A 23,397-nucleotide genomic window follows, 5' to 3' on the forward strand; every position below is an offset into this window, starting at 1 on the left:
CACTAGTCCGGTCCGTGTCTGCGGCTCTGCCCCCTGCCCCTCCCCCCTGGACCGCGTCGTCGCCGTCGCCGCAGGTGGCGGTCACAGCGTGGCGCTGCGCGCGGACGGCACGGTGTGGGCCTGGGGAGTCAACGACCTCGGCCAGGTCGGCGACGGCTCCACCACCAACAGAAACATTCCCGTGCAGGTGTGCGCTACCGGGCAAACCGCGCCCTGCAGCCAATTCCTGACGGGCGTCACCGCCATCGCCGCGGGAGCCTCCCACAGCCTCGCCCTGCGAGGCGACGGCACCGTCGTCGCCTGGGGCTACAACGGTTTCGGTCAGCTCGGCAACGGCACGTTCACCGACAGCACCACGCCGGTTCAGGTCAGCAACCTCGCCAACGTGACCTCCATCGCCGCAGGCACCCGCCACAGCCTGGCTCTGCGAGCCGACGGCAGCGTGCGCGCCTGGGGCTACAACGGTTTCGGTCAGCTCGGCGACGGCACCACCGGCGGTTCCAGCAACACCCCCGTCGTGGTCTCGGTCCTCCTCAACGCGACCTCCATCGCCGCAGGCGGTGACCACAACCTGGCCGCGCGCAACGATGGCAGCGCCCTCGCCTGGGGCTTCAATGGCAACGGTGAACTCGGCGACGGCACGAACACCAACCGCAACGTGCCCACTTCGGTCAGCAACCTCACCAACGTGAAATCCATCGCCGCGGGCGGCAACCACAGCCTGGCTCTGCGAACCGACGGCACCGTGCGTGCCTGGGGGAGTAACGCCTCCGGCCAGCTCGGCAATGGCACCACCAGTAACGCAAACGTCCCGGTCCAGGTCTGCGACGTCGGGCAGACCGCGCCCTGCTCCGCCTTCCTCGGCGGTATCAGCGCCCTCGCCACCGGCTCGAACGCCAACCACAGCCTGGCCCTGCGCGCCGCCGGCACCATCCGCGCCTGGGGCGACAACAGCGTCGGCCAGCTCGGCGACGGCACGTTCACCAACAGAACGGTGCCGGTCCCTGTCTGCACCTACGGCCAGACCGGGGCCTGCAGGTACCTGGACGGCGTGACCGCCATCTCCGCGGGCGGCGGCCACAGCCTGGCCATCACCTCGCCGCATGCCGACGTGCGCATCGCCCTCAGCGCCAGCCCGGAACCCGTGTCCAACGGCGGCAACCTGACCTACACGGTCACCGTCCGCAACAGCGGGCCGAGCGCCGCCGAGAACGTGGTGTTCAACGACACCCTCCCCACCAACGTCCGATTCGTCAGCGCCCACCCCAGCAGGGGCAGCTGCCAGGTGCCACCGGCCGGATCCACCGACACCGTGACTTGCTCCCTGGGCACTCTCGGCAACGGCGTGTCGACCGCCAACAGCATCGTGGTCACCGTCCGGGCGACCCCGGGCAGCACCGTCACCAACAGCGCGACCGTGACCAGCAGCACGTCCGACCCGAACCCGACCAACAACTCCGCGACCATCCAGACCCCGGTGAGCTGACAGGCCCACGCCGCCCTGGGGAGCACCCCCAGGGCGGCGTGGCCGCAGACCCAGGACGTGTCCGGGATCACACCACAGCGCGCCGGGGTTCGGAATGCGGGGCACCGCGGGGCGGTTTACTTAAGAAGGTGCACCAATGCGTGTGCACATACCACTCGGTTAACGCAGCCGTCTCACGAGGAGCCCCCCACGTGACCGTCACCACGCCCCCCGCCTCCCGCGCGGCCCAGATCCTCTCCCGGCCGATCGCGCTCAACGGACTCACCGTCCCGAACCGGATCGCGATGGCCCCGATGACCCGCATGTTCTCCCCGGGCGGCATCCCCGGCGAGGACGTGGTGTCGTACTACGCCCGCCGCGCCGCCGCCGGCGTCGGCCTGATCGTCACCGAGGGCACCTACGTCGGCCACGAGTCGGCCGGCCAGAGCGACCGCGTGCCCCGGTTCCACGGCGAGGAGCAGCTGGCGGGCTGGGCGAAGGTCGCCGAGGAGGTGCACGCGGCGGGCGGCACGATCGTCCCGCAGCTGTGGCACATCGGCATGGTCCGCAACGCGGGCGACCCGCCGTTCGCGGACGCTCCCGCGATCGGCCCGTCCGGCCTCGTCACCGAGGGCGCCGAGCCCACCGGCAAGGCCATGACCCAGCAGGACCTTGACGACGTCATCGCCGCGTTCGCCGAGGCCGCTGCCGCCGCCGAGCGCATAGGCTTCGACGGCGTCGAGCTGCACGGCGCGCACGGCTACCTCCTCGACCAGTTCCTGTGGGCGGGCACCAACCGCCGCACGGACGCGTACGGCGGCGACCCGGTGGCCCGCGCCAAGTTCGCTGCGGAGATCGTCGCGGCGGTCCGTGAGGCGGTGTCCCCCGAGTTCCCGATCCTCTTCCGCTACTCGCAGTGGAAGCAGCAGGACTACAACGCCCGCCTCGCCGAGACCCCCGAGGAGCTGGAGGCGATCCTCAGCCCGCTGGCCGCCGCCGGCGTCGACGTCTTCCACGCCTCCACCCGCCGCTACTGGCTCCCCGAGTTCGACGGCTCCGACCTCAACCTCGCGGGCTGGACCAAGAAGCTCACCGGCAAGCAGGTCATCAGCGTCGGCTCGGTCGGTCTCGACGGCGACTTCGTCAACGCCTTCAAGGGCGAGGGCTCCCCGGTCCAGGGCATCGACAACCTCCTGGACCGCCTGGAGGCCGAGGAGTTCGACATGGTCGCCGTCGGCCGCGCGCTGCTCCAGGACCCCGAGTGGGCGGCCAAGGTGCTCGCCGACCGCTACGACGAGCTGAAGCCGTACGACGCGGCGGCGGTCAAGACGCTGAGCTGAACCGGTCGGGATTCCCCGCCGGTCGGGATTCCGAATCGGCCGGGATTCGCGGGCACTTGTGACCGTTGCGGAGCGTTCTTCTGATGACCAGTGAGGAGCGAGCATGACGACGAGCGAGTCCCAGGCCCCGGCGACCGAGACCGCCGGACCCGTGGTGCGTACTGCCTCTGGGGCAGTGCGCGGCCTCCACGAGGACGGTCTGGCGGTCTTCCGGGGCATCCCCTTCGCCGAACCGCCCGTCGGCGAGGCCCGTTTCCAGGCCCCGCGCCCCGCCCGGCCCTGGGACGGCACCCGGGAGGCGTACGCGTTCGGCCCGCCACCCCCGCAGGAGCCCGGCCTCCAGGGCCGTAAGGGCGCCCCGGCGCCGGGCCCGACGGGCGACGACTGGCTCACGGTCAACGTCTGGACCCCCGACCCCGACCCGTCGTCCGCCCGCCCGGTGATGGTGTGGATCTACGGCGGCGCCTACAAACTGGGCCACGCCGGCCAGCCGGGCTACGACGCCCGGCACATCGCCAAAGATGGCGATGTCGTGGTCGTCACCTTCAACTACCGCGTGGGCATGGAGGGTTTCGCCCGTCTCGACGGCGCCCCGGCGAACCGGGGACTGCTGGACCAGGTGGCGGCCCTCGAGTGGGTGCGGGCGAACATCGCGGCGTTCGGCGGCGATCCGGAGCAGGTCACCGTCTTCGGCGAGTCGGCCGGAGCGGGGTCGGTGGCCTCGCTGCTGGCGATGCCGAGAGCCCGCGGCCTGTTCCGGCGGGCGGTGGCGCAGAGCGTGCCGGGCACGTACTTCTCCGACGCGCTCGCGCGCGACATGGCGGCGGCCCTCGCGGCCGAGGCGGGCCGCCGGCCGACCGCGGCCGACCTGGCGGCGGTGGACCCCCGCCGGCTCACCGACGCGAGCCAGTCTCTGGGCGCCAAGATGCTCCAGTACACGGACCGCTGGGGCCAGGCGGCGCCCACGGTCACGCCGTTCTCCCCGGTCGTCGACGGCGATGTCCTGCCCACCACCCCCTGGCAGGCCCTCGCCGCGGGTGCGGCCAGGGACGTGGACCTCCTGGTCGGCCACAACCGTGACGAGTTCCGCCTGTTCCTGGCCCTGGGCGGCATGCTCGGCAAGATCACGGAGGACCAGCTGTCGGGCGCCCTGCGGCTGCTGGCCCCGGGCGGCGAGGCGGGCGAGCGAGCCTACCGCGCGGCCTTCCCCGACGACACCCCCACCGACCTGTACGAACGCGTGCAGACCGACTGGCTGTTCGCGATGCCGTCCCTGCACCTCGCCGAGGCCCAGCGGGCGGGCGGCGGCAGCGCGCACGTCTACGAACTGGCCTGGGCGACACCCGGTAACAGCGGCGTCCTGGGTGCCTGCCACGGCCTGGACATCCCCCTGCTCTTCGGCACGTTCCACGCCGACCTGGGGGTCCTGCTCTTCGCTGGGGTGGACATACCCGCCGAGGCACAGGAGCTGTCCGCCCGCTTCCGCCGCTCGTGGACGGCGTTCGCCCGGACCGGCGACCCGGGGTGGCCGGCCTACGACACCGGGGAACGCCTGGTGCAGGTGCTGGACACGGAGCCGACGGTCACGGCGTATCCGAGGGAGACCAGCAGGCGCATATGGGAGGGGTACGAATTCCTTCCCTTGCCGCTGCTGGCCTAGAGGTTGCCCATGGGCTCGATGTCGACCTGGACGGGCGTGCCCCAGATCCGCAGCACCTCATAGTCGGTGAACTCGTGCACGAGCCGGTACGCCATGGCGGGCCGGGACCCGCGCCGCTGAGCGGCCAGATACGCCTCGGCCTCCCGCCGGTCCCGCCGGGGCGTGCCGCACAGCTGCCACTCGTGCCCGTTCCACGCCTCCGGCAGCCACCGCTGCTGGGGCTGCGGACGGTCGGCGCGGACGCCGTACCGGGAAGGGGCGGTGGCGACTGGTTCCACGGCCTGCGGCCGGCTGCCCTGGAACTCCGAGCGGCGGGCGGCCCGGCGCCTGGTCTCGCAGAGCAGACACAGATCGGGGGCGCTCTCGTCGACGGGTCCCTGCGGATGCTCGGGGCACCGGGTCGCGGGCGCGCCGGCCCCGACGCTCTCCTCCAGCAGGTCGAGGGCTCGCCGCAGATCGGCCTTGACCTCGTGCAGCCGGGCGTCCGGGGTGTCGGCGGTGAGGGCCTCCCCGTGCTCCCCGAGCAGCCGGAGGGCTCGGCCGAGGGCAGTGAGCTGGGCGTGATTCATGTCGGCCTGCGCAGTCCTTGAGTTCCTCGTGGTCCTTGAGTCCCGCCGGGTCCCGTGTGAAATCGATGGTACTGAGTCACCCGGCCTGCGGCGCCCGTGCTGGACTGGGGCCGTGACGACGACCTTCACAGCCCGCCTCCTCGCCGCTCTGCACCGCTTCAACGCCGCGTACCCGTGGTCGCACAACGCGCACTACCACCCCTGGCTGCTGCGGCAGTTGCCCCGCCGCATCGGAACCGCGCTGGACGTGGGCTGCGGCAGCGGCGATCTGGCGCGGCTGCTGGCCGCACGGGCCGAGGCCGTGCACGGCGTCGACGCGGACCGGGAGATCCTGGAGCGCGCACGGGAGGCGACCGCCCCCTGCGCCCCTGTCACCTACACCCTGGCCGAGGCCCCGCACGCTCTCCCCGCCGGCCCCTACGACGTCATCACCTGTGTCGCGGTACTCCACCACCTCCCCTTCGCCGACAGCCTGGCCCGCTTCCGGGAGGAGCTGGCCCCGGGCGGGACCCTGGTCGTCGTCGGCTGCGCCCGGGCCGAGACCCTCGGGGACCATGCGCTCGCCCTGCTCGCCGTGCCCCTGAACGCGGCCATGGGCTGGCTGAAGAACCGCGGGCGACCCCGGCCCATGCCCCTCTCCATGACCGCCCCCACCCGCGTCCCCGAGATGACCTTCACCGAGATATCCCGCGAGGCCCGCCGTCTCCTCCCCGGCGCCCGCCTGCACCGCCGTCTCTTCTGGCGCTACACCCTCGTGTGGCGGGCCGCTGCCGCCCGCTGAATCCCGGCCGATTCCGGCTCCGGGCAGTCAGCGGCGGGCTGGGTGCGGTGGTGCGTCAGGCAGAGTCGGTCGTAGGGGGCCTGCGGGCGAAGCCGAAGGCGTATGTCGCCGCGAAGCCCACCGCGTAGCCGGTGAGCAGCCCGCCGGCGTAGACGGCCGCCGTCACCCCAGGCCCCCGGTTCCCCGCCAGCAGCGGGAACAGGGCCCAGCCCGACGGGCCGATGGCCGTCGCCCCGACCTTGTCACCGAGCATCGCGAAGAAACCGACGAAGGCCCCGCCGGCCGCTCCGCCCGCGCAGGCCGTCACGAACGGCCGGCCCAGCGGCAGGGACACCCCGTAGATGAGGGGCTCGCCCACGCCCAGCAGGCCCGCCGGGAGCGCCGACCTGATCGTCGTACGCAACGACGTGTCGTGGCGCAGGCGGATGTACACCGCGAGGGCCGCGCCGACCTGGCCCGCGCCCGCCATGGCCAGCAGGGGGAGCAGCACCGTGTAGCCCTGCTGTTCGATGAGGGTGGTGTGGATCGGGATCAGGGCCTGGTGCAGGCCCAGCATCACCAGGGGCAGGAACAGGCCGCCCAGGATCAGCCCGGCGAAGGCGCCGGTCGTCGTCAGGAGCCAGTTGGCCGCCGTACCGATGCCGGAGGCGACCGCGCCGGCCGCGTACATCAGGCCGTACAGAGTGACCAGGCCCGAGACGAGGACGGTCACGGCCGGGGTCAGCAGGACGTCCAGCGCGCCCGGCACCCGGCCCCGGCACCACTTCTCCACCCGCGTGGCCAGCAGGGCCGCCGCAAGCGCACCGAGCACCCCACCCTGCCCGGCGGCCAGGTGGACGCCGAAGGCCGTCACCTTCGCCACACCGGGATACACGACCACGGCCGCCACCGCCCCGCCCAGCACGGGTGTGCCGCCGAACTCCTTCGCCGTGTTGTACCCGACGAACACCGCGATCAGCGCCATGAAGGCGGAGGCGACGGCGGTCAGCGCGGGGGTCAGGCCGGGCAGCCACCCCGCGTTCAGCAGCAGGCCGTTGAGGCCGGCGAGGATGCCGCAGCCGATCAGGGCGGGGATGAGCGGCACGAAGACGGCCGCGATGCGGCGCAGGGCGGTCTTCAGCGGGGTGGCGTTGCGCTGCCGGATCCGCTCCTTCACCTCGGCGCCCCGATCGGTCACCGCTCCGGGCGCCGCGGCGACCCGGGCCGCCACCTCCGCCGTGACCGCGCCGACCACACCCGGCCCGAGGACGACCTGGTACGACGACCCGTCGGCCACCACCAGCCCCAGCACGCCGGGCACCGCCCGCAGCCCCGCCTCGTCCACCGCCCCCGGGTCGGCGACGGTCAGCCGCAGGCGGGTCATGCAGTGGTGGACGGAGGTGACGTTCGCGGGGCCGCCGGCCCGGGCGAGGATCGCGGCGGCGGTGGCGGCACTCGTGACGGGGTCGTTGCGCACATGCCGAGCGTGCGGGTCAGGTGCCCGCGACCGCCAGCGCGGCACGCAGATGTCCGCCGGACTCCTCCAGAAGGCGGGCGGCCGTCGGGCCGTCGACATCGGCGAGGAGGGCCAGGACGGCGTTCTTCACCTCGCCGCCCGTCTCGGTGAGCGCCTTGTCGACCTCCTCGTCGGAGGCTCCCGTGGCAAGGGCGACGATGCGGCGGGAGCGGGCCCGGAGCTTGTCGTTGGAGGCGCGCACGTCGACCATCAGGTTCCCGTACGTCTTGCCGAGCCGGATCATCGTGATCGTCGACAGCATGTTGAGCACCAGCTTCTGCGCCGTACCCGCCTTCAGCCGCGTCGACCCGGTGAGCAGCTCGGGCCCGACGACGACTTCGATGCCGTGCTCGGCGGCGGCCGCGAGCGCGCTGTGCTCGTTGCAGGCCAGGCCGACGGTCAGGGCACCCAGGGCGCGGGCGTACTCCACGGCGCCGACGGCGTACGGGGTGCGGCCGGAGGCGGAGATGCCGACGACGGTGTCGTCCGGGGTGAGCTTGAGCGCGTCCAGGTCCCGGCCGGCCAGCTCCCTGGAGTCCTCGGCACCCTCGACCGAGGTGACCATCGCCTCGGGCCCGCCCGCGATCAGGCCGACCACCTGGGCCGGGTCGGTGTTGAAGGTGGGCGGGCACTCGGAGGCGTCGAGCACGCCGAGCCGGCCGGCGGTGCCGGCACCGGCGTACACCAGCCGCCCCCCGCGCGCCATGCGCTCGGCCACGGCATCGACGGCGGCGGCGATCTGCGGCAGCCGCGCGGCGACGGCGGCGGCCACACCCGCATCCTCACCGTTCATGAGGCGGGCGATCTCGAGGGTGGAAAGCTGATCGATCTCGGCGAGCTCAGGCCGAAAGGCTTCGGTGGTGAGGGAGGCAAGCTCGGCTTGGAGCCGACGGGGGCTGGAGGTCATGGGGGGCGGCTCTTTCCAGTTCAGGGCAGGTCAACTCCCTATGGGCGCGGGGAACTGCGTGACAAGCCACAACAAACCCGCAGATCCCCACAACACTCGGTCCTACGGTCTATCGCGAAATACTCCGGTGCCGATGAGCCAACGCCTCATAAGACGCAGCCAGAGCAGGCGCCGCACTCTCATAAGTCCGCTGAGCAACACCCACGAACAAACAGTCCACCACCAACAGCTGACTCGTCCGAGAGGACATCGCGGCCGGCCGCAACTCGCTCTCCCGTGAAGTCGACGTGGTCAGCACATGGTCGGCGTACTGCGTCACCGACGAGTCAGGCCTCCCCGTGATCGCGACGGTGGTCGCCCCGTGCTCGAAGGCGACCCGCAGCGGCTCTATGACGTCCCCCGTCGACCCGGAGTGCGTGATCGCTATCGCCACATCGCCCGACCGCAACTGCACCGCGTTGGTCACCGCGAGATGCGGATCGCTGTGCGCATGGGCTATGAGCCCTATGCGCAGCAGCTTCTGTGTGAGGTCCTGGGCGACCAGACCGGACGCCCCTATGCCGTACACATCGGTGCGGCGGGCGCCCGCGAGCGCGGTGACGGCCGCGCCCAGCTGGACGGTGTCGAGTCCGGCGGCCGTGTCGGCGAGGGTCTGCTGCTCCTCGTAGGCCAGTTTGGTGACGACGTCGGCGATGGGGTCGTCCACCGCGATGTCCGTGGTGATCGCGGGCGCGCGGCCCGACTGCTGCTGCGCGGCGAGGCCCGCGAGGGCGAGGCGCAGATCGCGGTAGCCGGGGTAGCCGAGCAGGCGGGCGGTGCGCACGACCGTCGCCTCGCTGGTGCCGGTGAGCTCGGCGAGGCCGGTGACCGTGAGGGCGGCGCAGCCGGCGGGGTCGTTCGCCACGGCCTCGGCGACGCGCTGCATGGACCGGGTCATGGAAGGGGCGAGGGTGCGCACCTTGGCGGCGAGCGAACCGCCCGGACTTCCGAAAATTTCCTTCACGTCCTGGGTCACTCATGAAAGATATTTTCGGTTCGGCCTGGCGGTCAAGAGTGCGCACAATGGGACCATGGAGTCCTTGAGCCCGCTCGAACGGGCGCTGCACGCTGCCCGCGCGCTGGTCCTCGCCGATCTGGTCGCGGGTGATGTCGCCGAGGCGGACGTGGTCTCCCTGGTCGAGGACTCCGTCTCCCAGCGGCGCTGGTGGGTCGAGCAGTGGCCGGACGGCGCCCACTACGTGGCCGGGCTGGTCGCGCAGGACGTGCAGGACGCCCTGCTGGAGCGGTACGGCCGCTGGCCGCTGTGTCCGGTGTGCGGCTCGGGCGACCCGCACGCGCTGGACGTGGAGCCGGAACTGGGTCCCGATCCGCACTGGGTGTGCCACAAGGCGGGCGTGAAGGTCGCCGCGGTGGGCGGCCTGGGGCGGGCCACGGGCGGGATGGCGTCCTCGTGAGGCTCCCGTGACGGTGTACATCGACCCGCCGGCCTGGCCCGGACACGGGCGCATGTGGTCGCACCTGGTGAGCGATGTGTCGTACGACGAACTGCACCTGTTCGCCGCGGAGTTGGGCGTGCCGCAGCGGGCCTTCGAGCGGGATCACTACGACCTTCCGGCGCACCGGTACGCGGACGCGGTGGCCGCCGGGGCGGTGGAGGTCAGCAGCCGCGAGGTGGTGCGGCTGCTGCGGGCGTCCGGGCTGCGCAGGCGGAAGGGGTATCAGGCCCGGCGGATGTAGAGCTGGAGCCCGGCGTCCATGTCGTGCTCCTCCTGCGCGATCCGCTCCTCCTCCACGGTCGCCCGGGCGAACCCCGCCCGGGACACCACACGCTGCGAGGGCACGTTGGCGTGCTCGATGGTCGCGAACACCATGTCGACGTCGTCCCGGGCCAGGGCCCACTCCGTCAGGGTGCGCAGGGCCTCGGTGGCGTAGCCCTGGCCGCGGGCGCCCTCCACGAGGTCGTAGCCGACCTCCACGCGGCCCTCCTCGTCCGGGACGCCGTGGAAGCCCATACCGCCGATCGCACGGCCGTCCTCGTGCCGGACCAGGGCGAAGACACCGAACTCGGGCCGGTGCACGCCCGCTTCGTACGCCTTCACCATCTGGGTCGTGGCCACCCGCGTGCCCTGGTACGGCCCGCCGTCGAGCCACTCGAAGCCGCCGTCGCCGCCCAGGCACAGATCGCCGGCGGCGGCCGGGCGGATGCCGGTCAGGGTGAGGCGTTCGGCGGGGATGACCAGGTTGTTGCGCCAGCGCCAGTCGGTGACCGGTGCCCGGCCGGTCAGCTCGCCGCGGCCGGTCGCCCACAGCAGGGTCGGCCAGGGTGCGCGGCCGGGCTGGACGTGCGGGAAGAGCCAGGTCAGGGCGGACTCGGCCAGTTCCGCGGAGGGCTCGTAGGGCAGACCCAGGCCCTGGGCGATGTCGTACGTGTGCAGCAGCAGCTCGGTGATGCCCATCGCGGCGAAGCCCTCGCGGTCGGCGCTGCCGAACGGGTACGGGTGGACGGCGCGCACCTGGCGCGGGGCGGTGCGGACGGTGGCGGCGAGCAGGCCGCCGGTCGACCGGATCACCTCCAGCACACCGGCGGCATCGGCATCCTCGTCGAAGGCGAGGTCACAGGGAACGTAGTCCTGGGCACCGGTGACCAGCCGGTTCGCGTAGCCGAACAGGGCTTCCGCGAGGTGCTCGGCCGTTTCGAGGCAACTCCACTCCAGCTGCCCGGCCTTGACGCCCCTCCAGTCCTGGTCCACCGCCGCCCGCAGTGCCGCCACACAGCCGGCAACGGCCTCATCCACCTGGTCCCCGCTCAACGGTCGCATGCGCGCACAGTACGGGGCGCGTCCGCTCGGTGCGACAGCATTTCCGGCTCGGTCACCGATCCACGGCCGGATGCCCGACTCCCCTCGCGGCAAAGACAGTCGGAAGGCACTGTGGGCAGCGCCGGCTCAGGCCGACAGCAGGTCCAGCTCGGCGGCCAGGTTGTAGCGGGCGGTCGGCTCCCAGTGCTCCCGGCCGTACGGGGTGCGGAACAGGCGGGGCAGGTCGAGGAGTTGGCGCAGGATCGCCGAGCGGCCCTCGCGGAAGGCGTCGCTCGGCACGAAGTGGTACTCCTCGCGGACCTCGGCGGTGTAGACGGCGTACGCCGACGGGGGCGCGGCCAGGATGGCGAGGTCCGCGTCGCACAGGACCTGGCCGTCGCGGTCGTCGTCGGCGGGGTCGTGGGTGACGGTGAGGCGGACCAGGCGCGCGACCTCGGCCGTCTTCGGCGCCGGGACCCCGGCCTCCGGCAAGGCCCGCTCGGCGAGGTGCGCGGACCGCTCCTCGTTCTCGGAGCGCTCGGGCAGGTAGACCGCGTCGTGGAACCAGGCCGCCAGGCGTACGACGTCCGGGTCGGCCGCGTACTTCTCCAGGACGTCGATGTGGTCGAGGACCGCGGTGAGGTGGGCCGTCGTGTGGTACCGGCGCTGCGGCTCCTGCCAGCGGGTGAGGAGGTTGTCGGCGTAGGGGGCGGGGTCGGGACCGTCGCCGGGGGCGCGGGCTCCTTCCAGGGCGCGGGCGAAGCGGAGGCGCAGGGCGTCGAGGTCGGCCATGGCCTCATTCTTCCGTCCTTCTGCGACGGCTGGCGATTCCTTCGTGACGGGTGCCTGTCGGCGCCCTAGCTTGGGGCCCATGACTGACGTACACGAGGTACCCCGTGACGCCGAACTCCCCGGCCGGCTGCTGGCCGTCGAGCGGGACGCCCTGATACCGCTGCTGCGGTCACGTGCCGACGCGGACTTCGCGCTGCCGACCCTCGCGTGTCCGGGGTGGACGGTGCGGGACGTGCTGGCGCACTGTTCCGCCGCGTTGCTGCGGGTCGTGGAGAGCAGGTACGAGAAGGGCGTGTTCTCGCCCGAGTCGAACGACCGGGACATCGCCGAGCGCGCCGAGTGGACGAACGCGCAGGTCGTGGACGAGCTGGAGCGCGGGATGACCGAGGCCGGGCCGGTGATCGCCAAGGCGGGCGGGGTGCTGGACATGATCGCCCTCGGGGAGTGGGTGCACGCGGGTGATGTGCGGGACGTCTTCGGGGAGGCGGGGGCGTATGCGGGGGCCGGTCTGCCGGACGCGCTGACGCTGCTGGTCCGGATCACCCGTGAGAAGGGGCACGTGCCCCTGCACGCCGACCTCGACGACGTGGACGAGCCGCTGCGGCTGGGCGCGGCGGCCACGGGGGGCCCGCCCGCCCGGTACCTCGGCGATGCCGCCACGCTCGTACGGCTGTACTCGGGGCGGCCGCTGGACGGGGCCGCCTATGAGCTGGCGGGCGCGGCGGAGGGGGAACTGAACATCTTCGGGTGAGGAGGGGTGGCCCGGGCCGACGCGGGGCAGGCGTAGTCTTGAATTGGACTAGACCTGTAGTCGGCCGATGAATGGGGTGCCATGAGCAAGCGTGCAGTCCTGGAGGTGATCGCCCTCGACGTCGAGGACGCGGTCGCCGCCCAGGCCGGAGGCGCGGACCGCCTGGAGCTGGTCACCGAGATGGCCGCCGACGGCCTCACCCCGTCGGCCGCCACCGTCGCCGCGATCCGGGCCGCCGTCGACATCGACCTGCGCGTGATGCTGCGGCCGGCGGACGGGTTCGCGGCGGGAGACCCCGAGGACGTGGACCGCCTGGTGCGGGTGGCGGGCGAGCTGCGGGAGGCCGGGGCCGACCAGTTCGTGCTCGGGTTCCTCGACGCGGACGGGGGCGTCGATCTGGCCGCGGTGGAACGGGTCGTGGCCGCGTTGGACGGCTGCCGCTGGACCTTCCACCGGGCGATCGACCGGGCCACCGACCGCGACTCCCTGCGCAAGCAGCTCGCCGACCTGCCCGGCCTGGACACCTACCTGACGGCGGGCGCGGCCGAAGGCGTGGACGAGGGGCTCCCCACTCTGCTCGCCGAGGCGGCGCACGGCGGGGAGCCCGGGTACGAGCAGCAGATCCTGGTGGGCGGCGGGCTGCGCCTCGATCATGTGCCACGGCTCCGGGCCGCCGGGATCACGGCCTTCCACATCGGCGGCGCCGCGCGCTCCGCGGGTTGGGCGGGGCCGGTTTCCGAGGGGGCCGTGCGGGAGTGGCGGAGGGCGTTGGACAGGGAGTAGCCCCTGTTTCACTCAGCCCAACTGTGCAGGCAGCGGTGCCGAATGCGTCACGATCAGGCCCGACACCGCTCGGGTCAGGGCCACGTACAGGCGCCGCAGGCCCGTGCGTTCGTCCGGCTCGCCGTCCACCACCGCCTGCGGCTCGTCCAGGACCACGTAGTCGTACTCCAGACCCTTGGCGAGGGAGGCCGGGACGAGGGTCAGGCGGGTCTCGCGGGTGGTCTCCTCGCCCGGCGCCAGGCAGGTGATCCCGGCCGCCGACAGGGCCCCGGCGAGCGCCGGGATGCGGGCGTCGGCCGCGATCAGGCCCGTCGAGCCCTCGTTGCGCAGCAACTCCTCGCAGGCGGCGACGACTTCGGCCGTCTCCGCCGCCGTACGGACCTCGAAGAAGCCCGGGTTCTCACGGACCGAGGCGACCGGAGTGAGGCCGGGCGCGATGTGCGGCAGCAGGCGGGAGGCGTAGGTGATCACGTCCGTCGGGACACGGAAACCGGCCGTCAGCTCCTCGATGATCCCCTCGCCCTTGCCGAGGTGGGCGAGCGCCTCCTCCCAGCTCCGCGTCGCCCAGGGCGTGGTTCCCTGCGCCAGGTCGCCCAGGACGGTCGCACTGCCGGTGGTGCAGCGGCGGCCGACGGCCCGGTACTGCATGGGGGAGAGGTCCTGCGCCTCGTCCAGGACGACATGCCCGAGCGAGTGCGTGCGCTGGGTCAGGTCGGCCGCCTCGTCGATCAGCACCGCGTCCGCCGGTGACCACTTCGCCGACTTCACGCTGCGCACCGGCCTGGCCCACAGGATCGTCTTCTGCTCGTCCTCGTCCAGGATCCCCTCGGCGTGCTCGGCGAGGAAGTCGGCGTCCGTCAGCAGGCGCAGGACCAGCTTCGCCGGGTCCACCGCCGGCCAGACCGCCTTCACGGCCGCCTTCACCGCGCTGTTGCGGGCGACCGCGTCCTGCACCCGGTCGTCGGGCGCCTCCCCGGACCGCTCCATCTGCACCAGCACCGCGTGCGCGATGCGCTGCGGCAGGGCCTCGCGGGCGGCGCCGTAGCGGATGTCCCGGTCCAGCAACTCCCGGGCGATGGACTCCAGTTCGTAGGCCGCAACCCGCCAGCGCCGCGAGCCGCGCACCACGACGACCGGCTCGGCGGGCATGGTCACGTGGGAGTACAGGGCCCGGCGCAGCACCTCGGCCATCCGGGCGTCGCCCTTGACGATCGCGGCGGCCGCGTCGTCCGTCCCGCGCACCTCCACGTGTGCGACCAGGTCGTCCACGGTCGCCTGCTGCACGGTCAACTCGCCGAGCGCCGGGAGGACCTGCTCGATGTAGTGGAGGAAGGACCTGTTCGGGCCGATGACGAGCGTGCCGGTGCGGGCGAGCCGCTCCCGGTGGGCGTAGAGCAGGTAGGCGACCCGGTGCAGGCCGACGGCGGTCTTTCCGGTGCCCGGGCCGCCCTGGACGCACACGGTCCCGCCCAGCCCGCTGCGGACGATCTCGTCCTGCTCGGGCTGGATGGTGGCCACGATGTCCCGCATGGGGCCGACGCGGGGCCGCTCGATCTCCTGCTGGAGCAGCTTGCTGGTGGAGGCGGTCTCCGATGGATCAGCGGGGTCGGACAGGTGCTCGTCCTCGTACGCGGTCAGGTCGCCGCCGGTGTAGCCGAAGCGGCGGCGCAGCCCGATGTCCATCGGGTCCTTCTTGGACGCGCGGTAGAACGGCTGCGAGACCGGGGCACGCCAGTCGATGACCATGGGGTCGCCGTCGGCGTCGTGTACGTGCCGCCGCCCGATGTAGAACCGCTCGCCCTCCGCCCCCTCGGCCTGCGCGGCGCCCGGTGCGTGCAGGTAGTCGAGCCGCCCGAAGAAGAGGGGGGTGTCGCTGAGGTCGGCCAGCGCCTTGATGCGCTCGTCGATCTGGCGGGCGAGGACCTGGGCGTTGACCCAGTTCGCGGCGACGTCCTTGATGTCCAGCGCCTCGACGTCCTCGCGCATGGCGCGCAGAGCGGACCGGGAGGCGCCGAGGTGGGAGCGCTCGCGAGCGAGGGGGTCGGCGACGGGGGCGTCGAGCGGTTCGTGGGCGGGCGTCGACAAGGGGGTGCCTCCGGTGGGCCTGCTGGGTGCGATGCGTGGCTACGACGAATGCCGTCCGGTTTCCGGCCGGGCGGCGGCACTCCCTCGGGGAGGCGGGCAAGAGCGGAGATTTTAGGTGAAGCGGTGGGGAGGGGGCCAATGAATTTCCGTGCGGGGTCCTCCGGAGGTCGCGCGGAGCTCTCGCAGAGGCCTCGCAGAGGCTCGCCCCTAGGGGACGCGGCCCTCCCGGTGTAGGGCGGGCGTCCACCCGGAGGGCTACGCGCGGGCCCCGGGAATTGGACCCGGAGACCGATGCCGGATCGGCGCCCGAAGTTCCACCATGGAGGCATGAGCGCAGCAACCATTTCTCCAGTCCCTGTCCGGCCCCCGTCCGGTGCCACGGCCGTGGACGGCCCCCATCACCACCCGCTGGGCAACGCCCTGCGCGCCGTCAAGGTGTTCGTGGAGGCCGCGTTCAGCGTCGTGATCCTCGGCGAGTACGGCGAGGAAGCGGGCATACACCGCAAGTAACGGCACAGGTCCACCGGGCCGAGGGAGCTGATCCCGGTCCCGGACCTGAAGGCGGCCTTCCTGGCGGGCAACGCGTTCCTGCTCGCCGCCCTCCCGGCCCGCTGCCTCTCGTTTGCGCCCGCGCAGGAGAGACGGATCACGAACGCAGCCCCACGAGGGCACCCCGGACCCCGAACTTCCCCGATGGCACCGGCTGTTGGCGGCCCCTTACCCGGTCCTGGCGCTCAGGCTCCCAGGGGCGTGTGCCACCATGATCAGCCGTTGTCCGATCCGTTCGTCCGAGCAAACGGGGAAATTGACATGCCCTTCTCGAAGCTGCCGTTCCGCAAGGCGGTGAGCGGGCTGACCGCCGCCACCGCGCTCGCCCTCGGCGCCACCCTCCTGGCCGCTCCCACCGCCTCGGCGGTCGGCTCCTCCGCGTGCACCAAGAACATCAAGGACCAGACCCTGCAGGTCGTCCAGTGGGACCACGCCGACATGTACACCAGCCCCAGCTTCGGGTCGAAGGTGAAGAAGTCCGTGTTCGCCGGCAACAGCGTGCGCGTGTACTGCACCGCCAAGAACGGTAGCTGGTACTACGGCAAGTTCGGCAAGACCAAGGGCTGGATGGAGGAGCACGCCTTCTTCTAGGCCGTACGCCTTCTTCCGGACCAGGTGCCTCTGGACCAGGTGCCTTCGCCTGGCCCACGTGCCTTCGCCTAGCCCTCCGCCAGGATCTCGTCCGCGTCCACGATCCGGTACGAGTACCCCTGCTCCGCCAGGAACCGCTGGCGGTGGGCGGCGAAGTCCTGGTCGATGGTGTCGCGGGCGACGACCGAGTAGAAGTGGGCCTGGTGGCCGTCGGCCTTGGGGCGCAGGACGCGACCGAGGCGCTGGGCCTCCTCCTGGCGGGAGCCGAAGGTGCCGGACACCTGGACGGCGACCGTGGCCTCCGGCAGGTCGATGGAGAAGTTGGCGACCTTGGAGACGACGAGCACGCTGATCTCGCCCTCGCGGAACGCGTCGAAGAGCTTCTCGCGCTGGGCGTTGGACGTCTCGCCCTTGATCACCGGGGCGTCCAGGTGCTCGCCCAGCTCGTCCAGCTGGTCGATGTACTGCCCGATGACGAGGATCTGCTGCCCGGCGAAGCGGCGGACGATCGCCTCCGTGACCTTCCGCTTGGTCTCGGTGGTGGCGCAGAAGCGGTACTTCTCCTCGGTCTCGGCCGTCGCGTAGGCCAGCCGCTCGGAGTCGGTCAGGTTCACCCGGACCTCGACGCAGTCGGCGGGCGCGATGTAGCCCTGCGCCTCGATCTCCTTCCAGGGCGCGTCGAACCGCTTGGGCCCGATGAGGGAGAAGACGTCCGACTCGCGGCCGTCCTCACGGACGAGGGTCGCGGTCAGGCCGAGGCGGCGCCGGGCCTGGAGGTCCGCCGTGAACTTGAAGACCGGAGCGGGAAGGAGGTGCACCTCGTCGTAGACGATCAGGCCCCAGTCGCGGGAGTCGAACAGCTCCAGGTGCGGGTAGACGCCCTTCCGCTTGGTCGTCAGCACCTGGTAGGTGGCGATGGTGACCGGGCGGATCTCCTTCCTGGTCCCGCTGTACTCGCCGATCTCGTCCTCGGTCAGCGAGGTCCGCTTCACCAGCTCGTGCTTCCACTGCCGGGCCGAGACGGTGTTGGTGACGAGGATGAGGGTGGTGGACTTCGCCTGCGCCATGGACCCGGCGCCGACGAGCGTCTTTCCGGCACCACAGGGGAGTACGACCACACCGCTGCCGCCGTGCCAGAAGTTCTCCACGGCCTGCTTCTGGTACGGCCTGAGCGCCCAACCGTCCTCCAGCAGCTCGATCGGATGCGCCTCGCCGTCCACGTACCCGGCGAGGTCCTCGGCCGGCCAGCCCAGTTTCAGCAGCACCTGCTTGATCTGCCCGCGCTCGGAGGGGTGCACGACGACGCTGTCCGGATCGATGCGGGCGCCGACCAGCGGCGCGATCCGCTTGGACTTCAGCACCTCCTCCAGCACCGGCCGGTCGGTGGTGGTGAGGACGAGTCCGTGCGCGGGGTGCTTGCTGAGGGTGAGCCGCCCGTACCGGTCCATCGTGTCGGCGATGTCCACGAGCAGCGCGTGCGGCACCGGATACCGGCTGTACTGCACCAGCGCGTCCACGACCTGCTCGGCGTCGTGTCCGGCCGCCCGCGCGTTCCACAGTCCGAGCGGCGTGACCCGGTAGGTGTGGATGTGCTCGGGGGCCCGCTCCAGCTCGGCGAAGGGCGCGATGGCCCGACGGCAGTCGTCGGCCCGCTCGTGGTCGACTTCCAGGAGCAGGGTCTTGTCGGACTGGACGATCAGCGGCCCATTCACGCGCGGCACACCCTTTCCTCTTCCTCAACGGCCAAACGTCCAGTGTGCCCTATAGGCCGATGATCAGGGTCAGTCGTCCGCCAGCTCCGCGACCCCCGTGATCCGGTGCAGCGGATACGTCCGTACCTCGTCGGCCGTGTGGTCGTACGCCGTCACGAAACCGCCCTCGACGCGGATCGGGGCGATGACGCGCTGGCTGGCGGAACCCTCGGCGTTGACGTAGCCGATCCACAGGGACCCGCCCGTCAATACGGCGGCCTGCACGGTGGCCAGGGTCTCGGCGGAGGACGTGCGGGGCAGCTTGCCGCCCGCCAGCGGCGCCCCGGCGGTCTTGCGCGGGGCGGTGGCGGCCAGGTCGCCCGCCCGGATCGCGCGGATCGCGGCCGACAGGAGCGTGCCATCGGGCGGCGGCGGGCCCTCCGGCACCGGCTCGGGTGCGGTGCGCGGCGGGGTGCGGTGGGCGTCGGCGCGGGTGATCAGCACATCGCCCTCGGCGGACTCGGCGGCGGGCGCACAGCCCATCGCGCGCAGGCCCTCCAGCAGCGTGGCCGGGTCCGACTGGGCGGCCAGCACGGTCGGGGCGAGGCGGCGCAGCCGCAGGGCGGCCGCCCGCTTGTCGGCGAGGATCTCGTTCAGCAGGGCGTCGTCGTCGCAGCGCACGTACGCCGAGGCCGCGCCCACCCGCAGGTGCCCGTGTTTGCGGGCCACGTCGTCGATCAGGTACGCGAGCGGCTGCGGGACCGGTGTGCGGGAGTGCGCGGTGAGGAAGGCGTGCAGGTCGGCGGCGGCCCGGCCGGCGTCCAGGGCGCGCCGGACCGAGGCCGGCGTGAAGCGGTAGACGGTCGCGCCGCCCTTGGACTCGACGTCCGCGAGGACATCGAGCATGGCGGCGAGGGGACGCTGCAGCGGGCCGGGGGCCACCGCCGTCAGGTCGGCCTGCAGCAGCACATGGTCCAGGGGTTCGGGCAGCAGGGGCGCGAGGAGGCGGGCAGCGGCGGTGGTGGCGACGGCCTGCTCGGCGGGGGAGCGGGGCTCTACGGGGGCGGCCGGGCGGTGGTGGACGGGGAGTTTGTCGCCGGGACCGGAAGCCCCCGGGGCGCCGAAGGGCTCCGGGATGCCGGAGCCGGCCGATGTGGCTGATGCAGTGGATGTGGCCGATGCGGCCGAGGTGGCTGGTGTGGCCGCCGGTGCGCCCAGCAGCACCCGCCCGTGCGCGGACAGCGCCCCGCGTCCGGTGATGCCGAGCTGTTCCGCCTCCGAGAGGGTCCAGCGGGCCAGCCGGGAGCGCAGATCGTCGTCGCCGCCGTCGCTCCCCCACGCTCGGCTCCGCTCGCGCGGGGCGTCCTTCGCCTGACCGCGCAGCGGCCGTTCCCAGCGCAGCCGGGCCAGCACCGACTCGGCGCTCGGGGCGGTGCCCTGCGGCAGGCCGGCCAGCAGGGTCAGCACCCGGTGCCGTACCTCGGGCGCGGCGGACCGGTCGAGTCCCGGCCCCAGCGCGGACAACGTACGGTCCTTCGCGTCCCGCCCGCCGACCAGCCCCGGCGTCCGGGTGGCCGTCAGCCAGGCCTCGGCGAGCCGCGCCCAGCGCTCGGCGGGGGGCCGCTCCAGCCACTCGTCGTAGGCGGGGGTGGCCGCGTACCGCTCGTCGGCCTCGCCGTCGGAGGCCAGCAGACCGGCCGCGTAGGCCAGTTCGACCCAGAAGGCGGCGACCGGTTCCGGCACGTCCAGGGCGACGGCGGTCCGCTTCAGGTCCCGCACGCTCAGCCCGCCGGCCCGCAGCACGGTCGGGCCGCCCTCGTCCCAGTCCTTCAGCAGGTCCTCGACGGTGGCCAGCGCGGTGTACGCCTGCCCGGCCGCGGTGGCGTCCACCACCTGGGGAGCATGCGTGGCGGCCGGCTCGACGGCGGGCGGCAGCGGCTCGGGCGCACGGTGGGCAAGGCCCTCGCGCAGATGCAGGGCCACTTCGCGGGGCAGGACGACCGTGCCCGGGGCGGTCGGCAGCAGCAGGCCGCGGTCGAGCAGCCAGCGCAGATGGGCGGCCGGGTCGGGGGTGACCTGACCGTACGGCGGCCCCCACACCAGCCGGGACAGCACCTCGCGGGAGGCCTGAGGGGCCTCGGCGAGCAGCGCGGACATCGTCTTTCGGTCGGTGAACCGGGCGGTGAGCGCGGCCACCGCCGAGACCGAGTCGTGCGTCGAGGTCAGCCCGGCGGCGGTGACGATCTCCTGGATCCGCCCCGGGGACATGCCCGAGGTGGCCTCCTGCACGGTCGGGCCGAGGCCGGTCGGGGAGGGGTGCTGCGCGGACGGGGCGAGCAGCTCCCGTGCCGTCCGCACCAGGCGCAGCTGCTCGTCGTCGCCCCACACGAGGGCCTGTTCGCGCAGGGTGCCGATGGCGCGGGGCAGCGCGGCGGCCACGGTCTCGTCTCCGGTGTTCCCCGCCATCAGACCGAGGACCGTGCTGTACGACGCCGGGTCCGGGGCCACGGCCAGGGCCTCCGCGGTCTGCAGCGCGAAGGCGTCCAGCCGCTCCAGCGCGCGCAGGACCGAGGCGCGGGTGCCGGCGCGGGTGGCCAGCTGGGTGAGGTCGGTGGGGACGGGGGTGATGAGATCGGGTCGGCTGCGCAGCAGCGCGGCCAGCGAGGCGTCGTCCCTCATACGGAGCGACTCGGCGAGGGACCGGGGGGCTGAGTGGGCCTCGGGGCTCATCCGGCCAACGGTAGCCGACCGGGCGGGTGCAGCGGCTCCGGGCGACCGGGAAGAAGCGGTACCTTCCTCAGCGGGGTTCATCGGCGTCACCCCGGAGGGGTTCCGTGGGGATCGAAAGCGACCAGGTCGTCTACGAGTATCTGAGCCGCGTCGGCGATGTCGCTCACCAGCGGCAGCTGCCGTCGGCTGCGCGGATGCGGCTGGTGTCGGAGCTGCGGAACGAGATCGACCGGCGCCGGGCCAAGGTACCGGTGGACAGTCCCGCCGCCGTGCGCCGCATCCTGGACCTGCTGGGCACCCCGGACGAGGTGGTCGAGGCGGCGGGCGGCGCGGGGCGGCCGCAGTCGCCGTCCGCCGCCGTACCCGTACAGCGGGAGCCGGATACGCCGGGCACGCCTGATACGGAGGAGCGGCCCAAGGGCCTGCGCAGGATCGTCCCCCGGCCACGCCCCTCCGCGCCGAAGGCCGAGCCGCCCGCCCCGCGCAACGCACCGTCCCCGCCGCACCTCGCTGCCGCGCACGAACTCGGGGACAGCGCGACGCAGCCCGACTGGTGGCGGGTGCAGGGCAGCCCGTTCGGACCGGCGGCCGGTGACGACGTCGTACCGGGTTTCGTCGGCGGGGTGGAAATCCCGGACCTGCTCAAACAACCGCAGAAGGTACGGGCCGAGCCGGAGGAACCAAAGGAAAAAGCCCCGGAGGACCCGCCGCCCACCGAGGACCAGCAACCCACCCCCCGCCGCCGCTTCCTGTCCATCCGCCGCCCCCCGCCCCCCGCCCCCGCGGCCCGCCGCCTCCTCCCTCTCCCTCGCCCCGCGTCCGGCTGGACCAACCCCCTCCTCCTGCTGGCCGCCGCCGCACTGGTCGCCGGTGCCGTGCTCGGCAACTGGGTCGCACTGCTCCTGGGCTGGCTGATCGCCTACAGCTCCCGCCGGCTGACCCCCGCGGAGTCCAAATGGGCGGTGCTGGGCGTACCCGGCCTCGCGCTGGCGTCCGGCCTGGTCTGGCTGTGGGGCCGCAGCAGCGGCCGCTGGGGCGCTCCCATCCCCCACGGCCACATGAACGACGCCGTGGCCGAGACCTGGCCCTGGGTGATCCGCAGCGCAGCCATAGCCTCGGCCCTGTTCCTGCTCTGGCGCTCCCAACGCAAGCACTAGCACCACCGACAGCGAGCCAGCGGTGCCGGGCCCGCCCGCACGCGCCGACGGCGAGTCAGCTCAGCTGAGGCCGCCGCCCGCGCGCCGACGGTGAATCAGCCCCACGTGGCCGCCCCGGACCGCCGATGGCGAGTTAGCTCAGCAGGGGGCTACCCGCGCGTGTCGACGCCGATTCAAACCCTGTCGTCACCACCCGCACCCGCCAACGGCGGTTCAGCCCCGTAGGGGCCACCCGTATCCGGCGGCGGAACTCGCGCGGGTGGTGCGGGTGGGAACGCAGAAGCCCGGCCGAAGGGCGGGTGTCCGCCAGTAGACCCGCACGGCACAATGTCCCCCATGGCCCTCACCGTCGGCTTCGACCTAGACATGACGCTCATCGACTCCCGCCCGGGCATCCACGCCTGCTACCTCGCCCTGGCGGAGCGGACCGGGGCGTACATCGACGCCGATCTGGCGGTGACCCGCCTCGGGCCCCCGCTCGCGGAGGAGCTGGTCAACTGGTTCCCGGCCGAGCAGGTTCCCGCGATGGCCGATCTGTACCGGGAGATGTACCCGTCGATCGCCGTCACCGCGACCCCCGCCATGGCAGGTGCCAAGGAGGCGATCGAGGCGGTGCGGGCGGTCGGCGGCCGGACGATGGTGGTCACCGCGAAGTACGAGCCGAACGCCAAGCTGCACCTCGCGCACCTCGGCCTGGAGCCCGACGTGGTGGTCGGCGACCTGTGGGCCGAGCAGAAGGCGGAGGCCCTGCGCGAGTACGGCGCGAGCGTCTACGTCGGCGACCACGTCGGTGACGTGCGAGGGGCCCGTGCGGCCGGCACGCTGTCCGTCGCCGTGGCCACGGGCCCGTGCGACGCCGACGAACTGCGTGCCGCCGGAGCCGACGTCGTACTCGACGACCTCACCGCCTTCCCGGCCTGGCTGACCGCCTACCGCGAGGCCCCCGGCGCAGCTCCGCGCGCCTGACGCCGTCCCGCCGCGACCGAGCGGAGCACACCCGCCCCGGCCACGAGGAACCCGACGGCCATGAGCATGCTCAGCCCGAACATGTACGTCGGAAAAGGCTTCGCACCTAGGAACAGCGGGGCGACGGTGACCAGGGTGGCCACGGCCCCGATGAAGAACACCACTGCACCGGCGCGGATCAGTCGGTCACCGGGCCCGGCGGAATTCGTTTGGGTTTTGTCACGCACCGGACCAGGGTAGTTCCCAGCCCGAGAGAACAACCGGGGGACGTCTTGTCACCCGCGCCA

Annotated in this window: 22 protein-coding genes; 12 read left to right on the forward strand and 10 right to left on the reverse strand. The window is 72.8% G+C overall.

The genetic code is table 11. From position 1 onward, the window contains the following. The 3 genes from AQI88_RS39210 to AQI88_RS39220 form a co-directional block, all read left to right on the forward strand. Window positions 1-1,486: RCC1 domain-containing protein (locus AQI88_RS39210; protein WP_208616037.1), on the forward strand; the 1,486-nt coding region annotated here is incomplete at its 5' end. 191 nt (window positions 1,487-1,677) lie between these two features. Then, entirely contained in the window at window positions 1,678-2,805 is a 1,128-nt protein-coding gene (locus tag AQI88_RS39215; RefSeq protein ID WP_067009815.1) for an NADH:flavin oxidoreductase, read from the forward strand. A gap of 103 nt (window positions 2,806-2,908) precedes the next feature. Then, window positions 2,909-4,465 (forward strand): carboxylesterase/lipase family protein, encoded by a 1,557-nt coding sequence (locus tag AQI88_RS39220; RefSeq protein ID WP_067009818.1) that lies wholly within the window; start codon window positions 2,909-2,911, stop codon window positions 4,463-4,465. On the opposite strand, the gene AQI88_RS39225 is transcribed toward AQI88_RS39220, so the two are convergent. Then, the gene (locus tag AQI88_RS39225) at window positions 4,462-5,034 is read right to left on the reverse strand and encodes a hypothetical protein (protein ID WP_067009821.1); all 573 of its coding nucleotides are present in this window, start codon (window positions 5,032-5,034) and stop codon (window positions 4,462-4,464) included. The genes AQI88_RS39220 and AQI88_RS39225 overlap by 4 nt on opposite strands. A gap of 112 nt (window positions 5,035-5,146) precedes the next feature. Between AQI88_RS39225 and AQI88_RS39230 the strand changes: the two genes are divergently transcribed. Next, a complete protein-coding gene (locus AQI88_RS39230) occupies window positions 5,147-5,815 on the forward strand; it encodes a class I SAM-dependent methyltransferase (protein WP_067009824.1) in 669 nt (222 codons plus the stop codon). Between the two features lie 55 nt (window positions 5,816-5,870). Here AQI88_RS39230 and AQI88_RS39235 read toward each other — a convergent pair whose 3' ends face one another. The 3 genes from AQI88_RS39235 to AQI88_RS39245 all read right to left on the reverse strand — a co-directional run bounded on the left by AQI88_RS39235 (window position 5,871) and on the right by AQI88_RS39245 (window position 9,232). After that, complete coding sequence (locus AQI88_RS39235; protein ID WP_067009937.1) at window positions 5,871-7,271, reverse strand: PTS transporter subunit EIIC; 1,401 nt, start codon at window positions 7,269-7,271, stop codon at window positions 5,871-5,873. Window positions 7,272-7,287: 16 nt separating this feature from the next. Continuing rightward, window positions 7,288-8,217 (reverse strand): N-acetylmuramic acid 6-phosphate etherase, encoded by a 930-nt coding sequence (murQ, locus tag AQI88_RS39240; protein WP_067009827.1) that lies wholly within the window; start codon window positions 8,215-8,217, stop codon window positions 7,288-7,290. A 109-nt stretch (window positions 8,218-8,326) separates the two neighbouring features. Next, entirely contained in the window at window positions 8,327-9,232 is a 906-nt protein-coding gene (locus AQI88_RS39245; protein WP_067009830.1) for a MurR/RpiR family transcriptional regulator, read from the reverse strand. A 55-nt stretch (window positions 9,233-9,287) separates the two neighbouring features. Between AQI88_RS39245 and AQI88_RS39250 the strand changes: the two genes are divergently transcribed. Together AQI88_RS39250 and AQI88_RS39255 are read left to right on the forward strand one after the other, a co-directional pair. Further along, window positions 9,288-9,671 carry a hypothetical protein gene (locus AQI88_RS39250; protein ID WP_067009833.1) on the forward strand — a complete coding sequence of 128 codons (384 nt, stop codon included), beginning with the start codon at window positions 9,288-9,290 and terminating at the stop codon, window positions 9,669-9,671. A gap of 7 nt (window positions 9,672-9,678) precedes the next feature. Continuing rightward, window positions 9,679-9,954, forward strand: coding sequence for a DUF4031 domain-containing protein (locus tag AQI88_RS39255; RefSeq protein WP_067009836.1), 276 nt, complete (start codon window positions 9,679-9,681; stop codon window positions 9,952-9,954). Here AQI88_RS39255 and AQI88_RS39260 read toward each other — a convergent pair. Continuing rightward, complete coding sequence (locus AQI88_RS39260) at window positions 9,936-11,036, reverse strand: GNAT family N-acetyltransferase (protein WP_208616039.1); 1,101 nt, start codon at window positions 11,034-11,036, stop codon at window positions 9,936-9,938. The genes AQI88_RS39255 and AQI88_RS39260 overlap by 19 nt on opposite strands. A gap of 126 nt (window positions 11,037-11,162) precedes the next feature. After that, on the reverse strand, window positions 11,163-11,807 hold the full coding sequence (locus AQI88_RS39265) for an HD domain-containing protein (protein WP_067009842.1): 645 nt from the start codon (window positions 11,805-11,807) through the stop codon (window positions 11,163-11,165). 79 nt (window positions 11,808-11,886) lie between these two features. On the opposite strand from AQI88_RS39265, the gene AQI88_RS39270 reads away from it, so the two are divergent. Next, complete coding sequence (locus AQI88_RS39270; RefSeq protein WP_067009845.1) at window positions 11,887-12,558, forward strand: maleylpyruvate isomerase family mycothiol-dependent enzyme; 672 nt, start codon at window positions 11,887-11,889, stop codon at window positions 12,556-12,558. Window positions 12,559-12,639: 81 nt separating this feature from the next. Continuing rightward, the gene (locus AQI88_RS39275; protein WP_067009848.1) at window positions 12,640-13,341 is read left to right on the forward strand and encodes a copper homeostasis protein CutC; all 702 of its coding nucleotides are present in this window, start codon (window positions 12,640-12,642) and stop codon (window positions 13,339-13,341) included. A 12-nt stretch (window positions 13,342-13,353) separates the two neighbouring features. Here AQI88_RS39275 and AQI88_RS39280 read toward each other — a convergent pair whose 3' ends face one another. Continuing rightward, the gene (locus AQI88_RS39280; RefSeq protein WP_067009851.1) at window positions 13,354-15,426 is read right to left on the reverse strand and encodes a HelD family protein; all 2,073 of its coding nucleotides are present in this window, start codon (window positions 15,424-15,426) and stop codon (window positions 13,354-13,356) included. A gap of 327 nt (window positions 15,427-15,753) precedes the next feature. On the opposite strand from AQI88_RS39280, the gene AQI88_RS39285 reads away from it, so the two are divergent. Both AQI88_RS39285 and AQI88_RS39290 read left to right on the forward strand, forming a co-directional pair. Continuing rightward, on the forward strand, window positions 15,754-15,936 hold the full coding sequence (locus AQI88_RS39285) for a hypothetical protein (RefSeq protein WP_067009854.1): 183 nt from the start codon (window positions 15,754-15,756) through the stop codon (window positions 15,934-15,936). Window positions 15,937-16,236: 300 nt separating this feature from the next. Then, on the forward strand, window positions 16,237-16,566 hold the full coding sequence (locus AQI88_RS39290) for an SH3 domain-containing protein (protein WP_067009857.1): 330 nt from the start codon (window positions 16,237-16,239) through the stop codon (window positions 16,564-16,566). 68 nt (window positions 16,567-16,634) lie between these two features. On the opposite strand, the gene AQI88_RS39295 is transcribed toward AQI88_RS39290, so the two are convergent. Together AQI88_RS39295 and AQI88_RS39300 are read right to left on the reverse strand one after the other, a co-directional pair. Continuing rightward, complete coding sequence (locus tag AQI88_RS39295; protein WP_067009941.1) at window positions 16,635-18,278, reverse strand: DNA repair helicase XPB; 1,644 nt, start codon at window positions 18,276-18,278, stop codon at window positions 16,635-16,637. Window positions 18,279-18,347: 69 nt separating this feature from the next. Further along, window positions 18,348-20,987: a helicase C-terminal domain-containing protein gene (locus AQI88_RS39300; protein ID WP_067009860.1), complete on the reverse strand. Its 2,640-nt coding sequence runs from the start codon at window positions 20,985-20,987 to the stop codon at window positions 18,348-18,350. A gap of 104 nt (window positions 20,988-21,091) precedes the next feature. Between AQI88_RS39300 and AQI88_RS39305 the strand changes: the two genes are divergently transcribed. Both AQI88_RS39305 and AQI88_RS39310 read left to right on the forward strand, forming a co-directional pair. Beyond that, window positions 21,092-22,144, forward strand: coding sequence for a hypothetical protein (locus AQI88_RS39305; RefSeq protein WP_067009863.1), 1,053 nt, complete (start codon window positions 21,092-21,094; stop codon window positions 22,142-22,144). A 336-nt stretch (window positions 22,145-22,480) separates the two neighbouring features. Beyond that, a complete protein-coding gene (locus AQI88_RS39310) occupies window positions 22,481-23,110 on the forward strand; it encodes an HAD family hydrolase (protein WP_398698474.1) in 630 nt (209 codons plus the stop codon). Here the strand turns inward: AQI88_RS39310 and AQI88_RS48225 are convergent. Continuing rightward, window positions 23,074-23,337 carry a hypothetical protein gene (locus tag AQI88_RS48225; RefSeq protein WP_067009869.1) on the reverse strand — a complete coding sequence of 88 codons (264 nt, stop codon included), beginning with the start codon at window positions 23,335-23,337 and terminating at the stop codon, window positions 23,074-23,076. The two genes, AQI88_RS39310 and AQI88_RS48225, sit on opposite strands and share 37 nt — an antisense overlap. Between the last annotated feature and the right edge of the window lie 60 nt (window positions 23,338-23,397).

Origin of the sequence: Streptomyces cellostaticus (genome assembly GCF_001513965.1) — a bacterium.
In the GTDB taxonomy this organism is placed as follows: domain Bacteria; phylum Actinomycetota; class Actinomycetes; order Streptomycetales; family Streptomycetaceae; genus Streptomyces; species Streptomyces cellostaticus.

Excerpts from the sequence above, each read along its gene's own strand:
- AQI88_RS39220 (WP_067009818.1), top strand. The coding sequence starts at position 2,909 with ATGACGACGAGCGAGTCCCAGGCCCCGGCGACCGAGACCGCCGGACCC.
- AQI88_RS39225 (WP_067009821.1), bottom strand. The coding sequence starts at position 5,034 with ATGAATCACGCCCAGCTCACTGCCCTCGGCCGAGCCCTCCGGCTGCTC.
- murQ (WP_067009827.1), bottom strand. The coding sequence starts at position 8,217 with ATGACCTCCAGCCCCCGTCGGCTCCAAGCCGAGCTTGCCTCCCTCACC.
- AQI88_RS39250 (WP_067009833.1), top strand. The coding sequence starts at position 9,288 with ATGGAGTCCTTGAGCCCGCTCGAACGGGCGCTGCACGCTGCCCGCGCG.
- AQI88_RS39260 (WP_208616039.1), bottom strand. The coding sequence starts at position 11,036 with ATGCGACCGTTGAGCGGGGACCAGGTGGATGAGGCCGTTGCCGGCTGT.
- AQI88_RS39265 (WP_067009842.1), bottom strand. The coding sequence starts at position 11,807 with ATGGCCGACCTCGACGCCCTGCGCCTCCGCTTCGCCCGCGCCCTGGAA.
- AQI88_RS39270 (WP_067009845.1), top strand. The coding sequence starts at position 11,887 with ATGACTGACGTACACGAGGTACCCCGTGACGCCGAACTCCCCGGCCGG.
- AQI88_RS39275 (WP_067009848.1), top strand. The coding sequence starts at position 12,640 with ATGAGCAAGCGTGCAGTCCTGGAGGTGATCGCCCTCGACGTCGAGGAC.
- AQI88_RS39285 (WP_067009854.1), top strand. The coding sequence starts at position 15,754 with ATGAGCGCAGCAACCATTTCTCCAGTCCCTGTCCGGCCCCCGTCCGGT.
- AQI88_RS39290 (WP_067009857.1), top strand. The coding sequence starts at position 16,237 with ATGCCCTTCTCGAAGCTGCCGTTCCGCAAGGCGGTGAGCGGGCTGACC.
- AQI88_RS39300 (WP_067009860.1), bottom strand. The coding sequence starts at position 20,987 with ATGAGCCCCGAGGCCCACTCAGCCCCCCGGTCCCTCGCCGAGTCGCTC.
- AQI88_RS39310 (WP_398698474.1), top strand. The coding sequence starts at position 22,481 with ATGGCCCTCACCGTCGGCTTCGACCTAGACATGACGCTCATCGACTCC.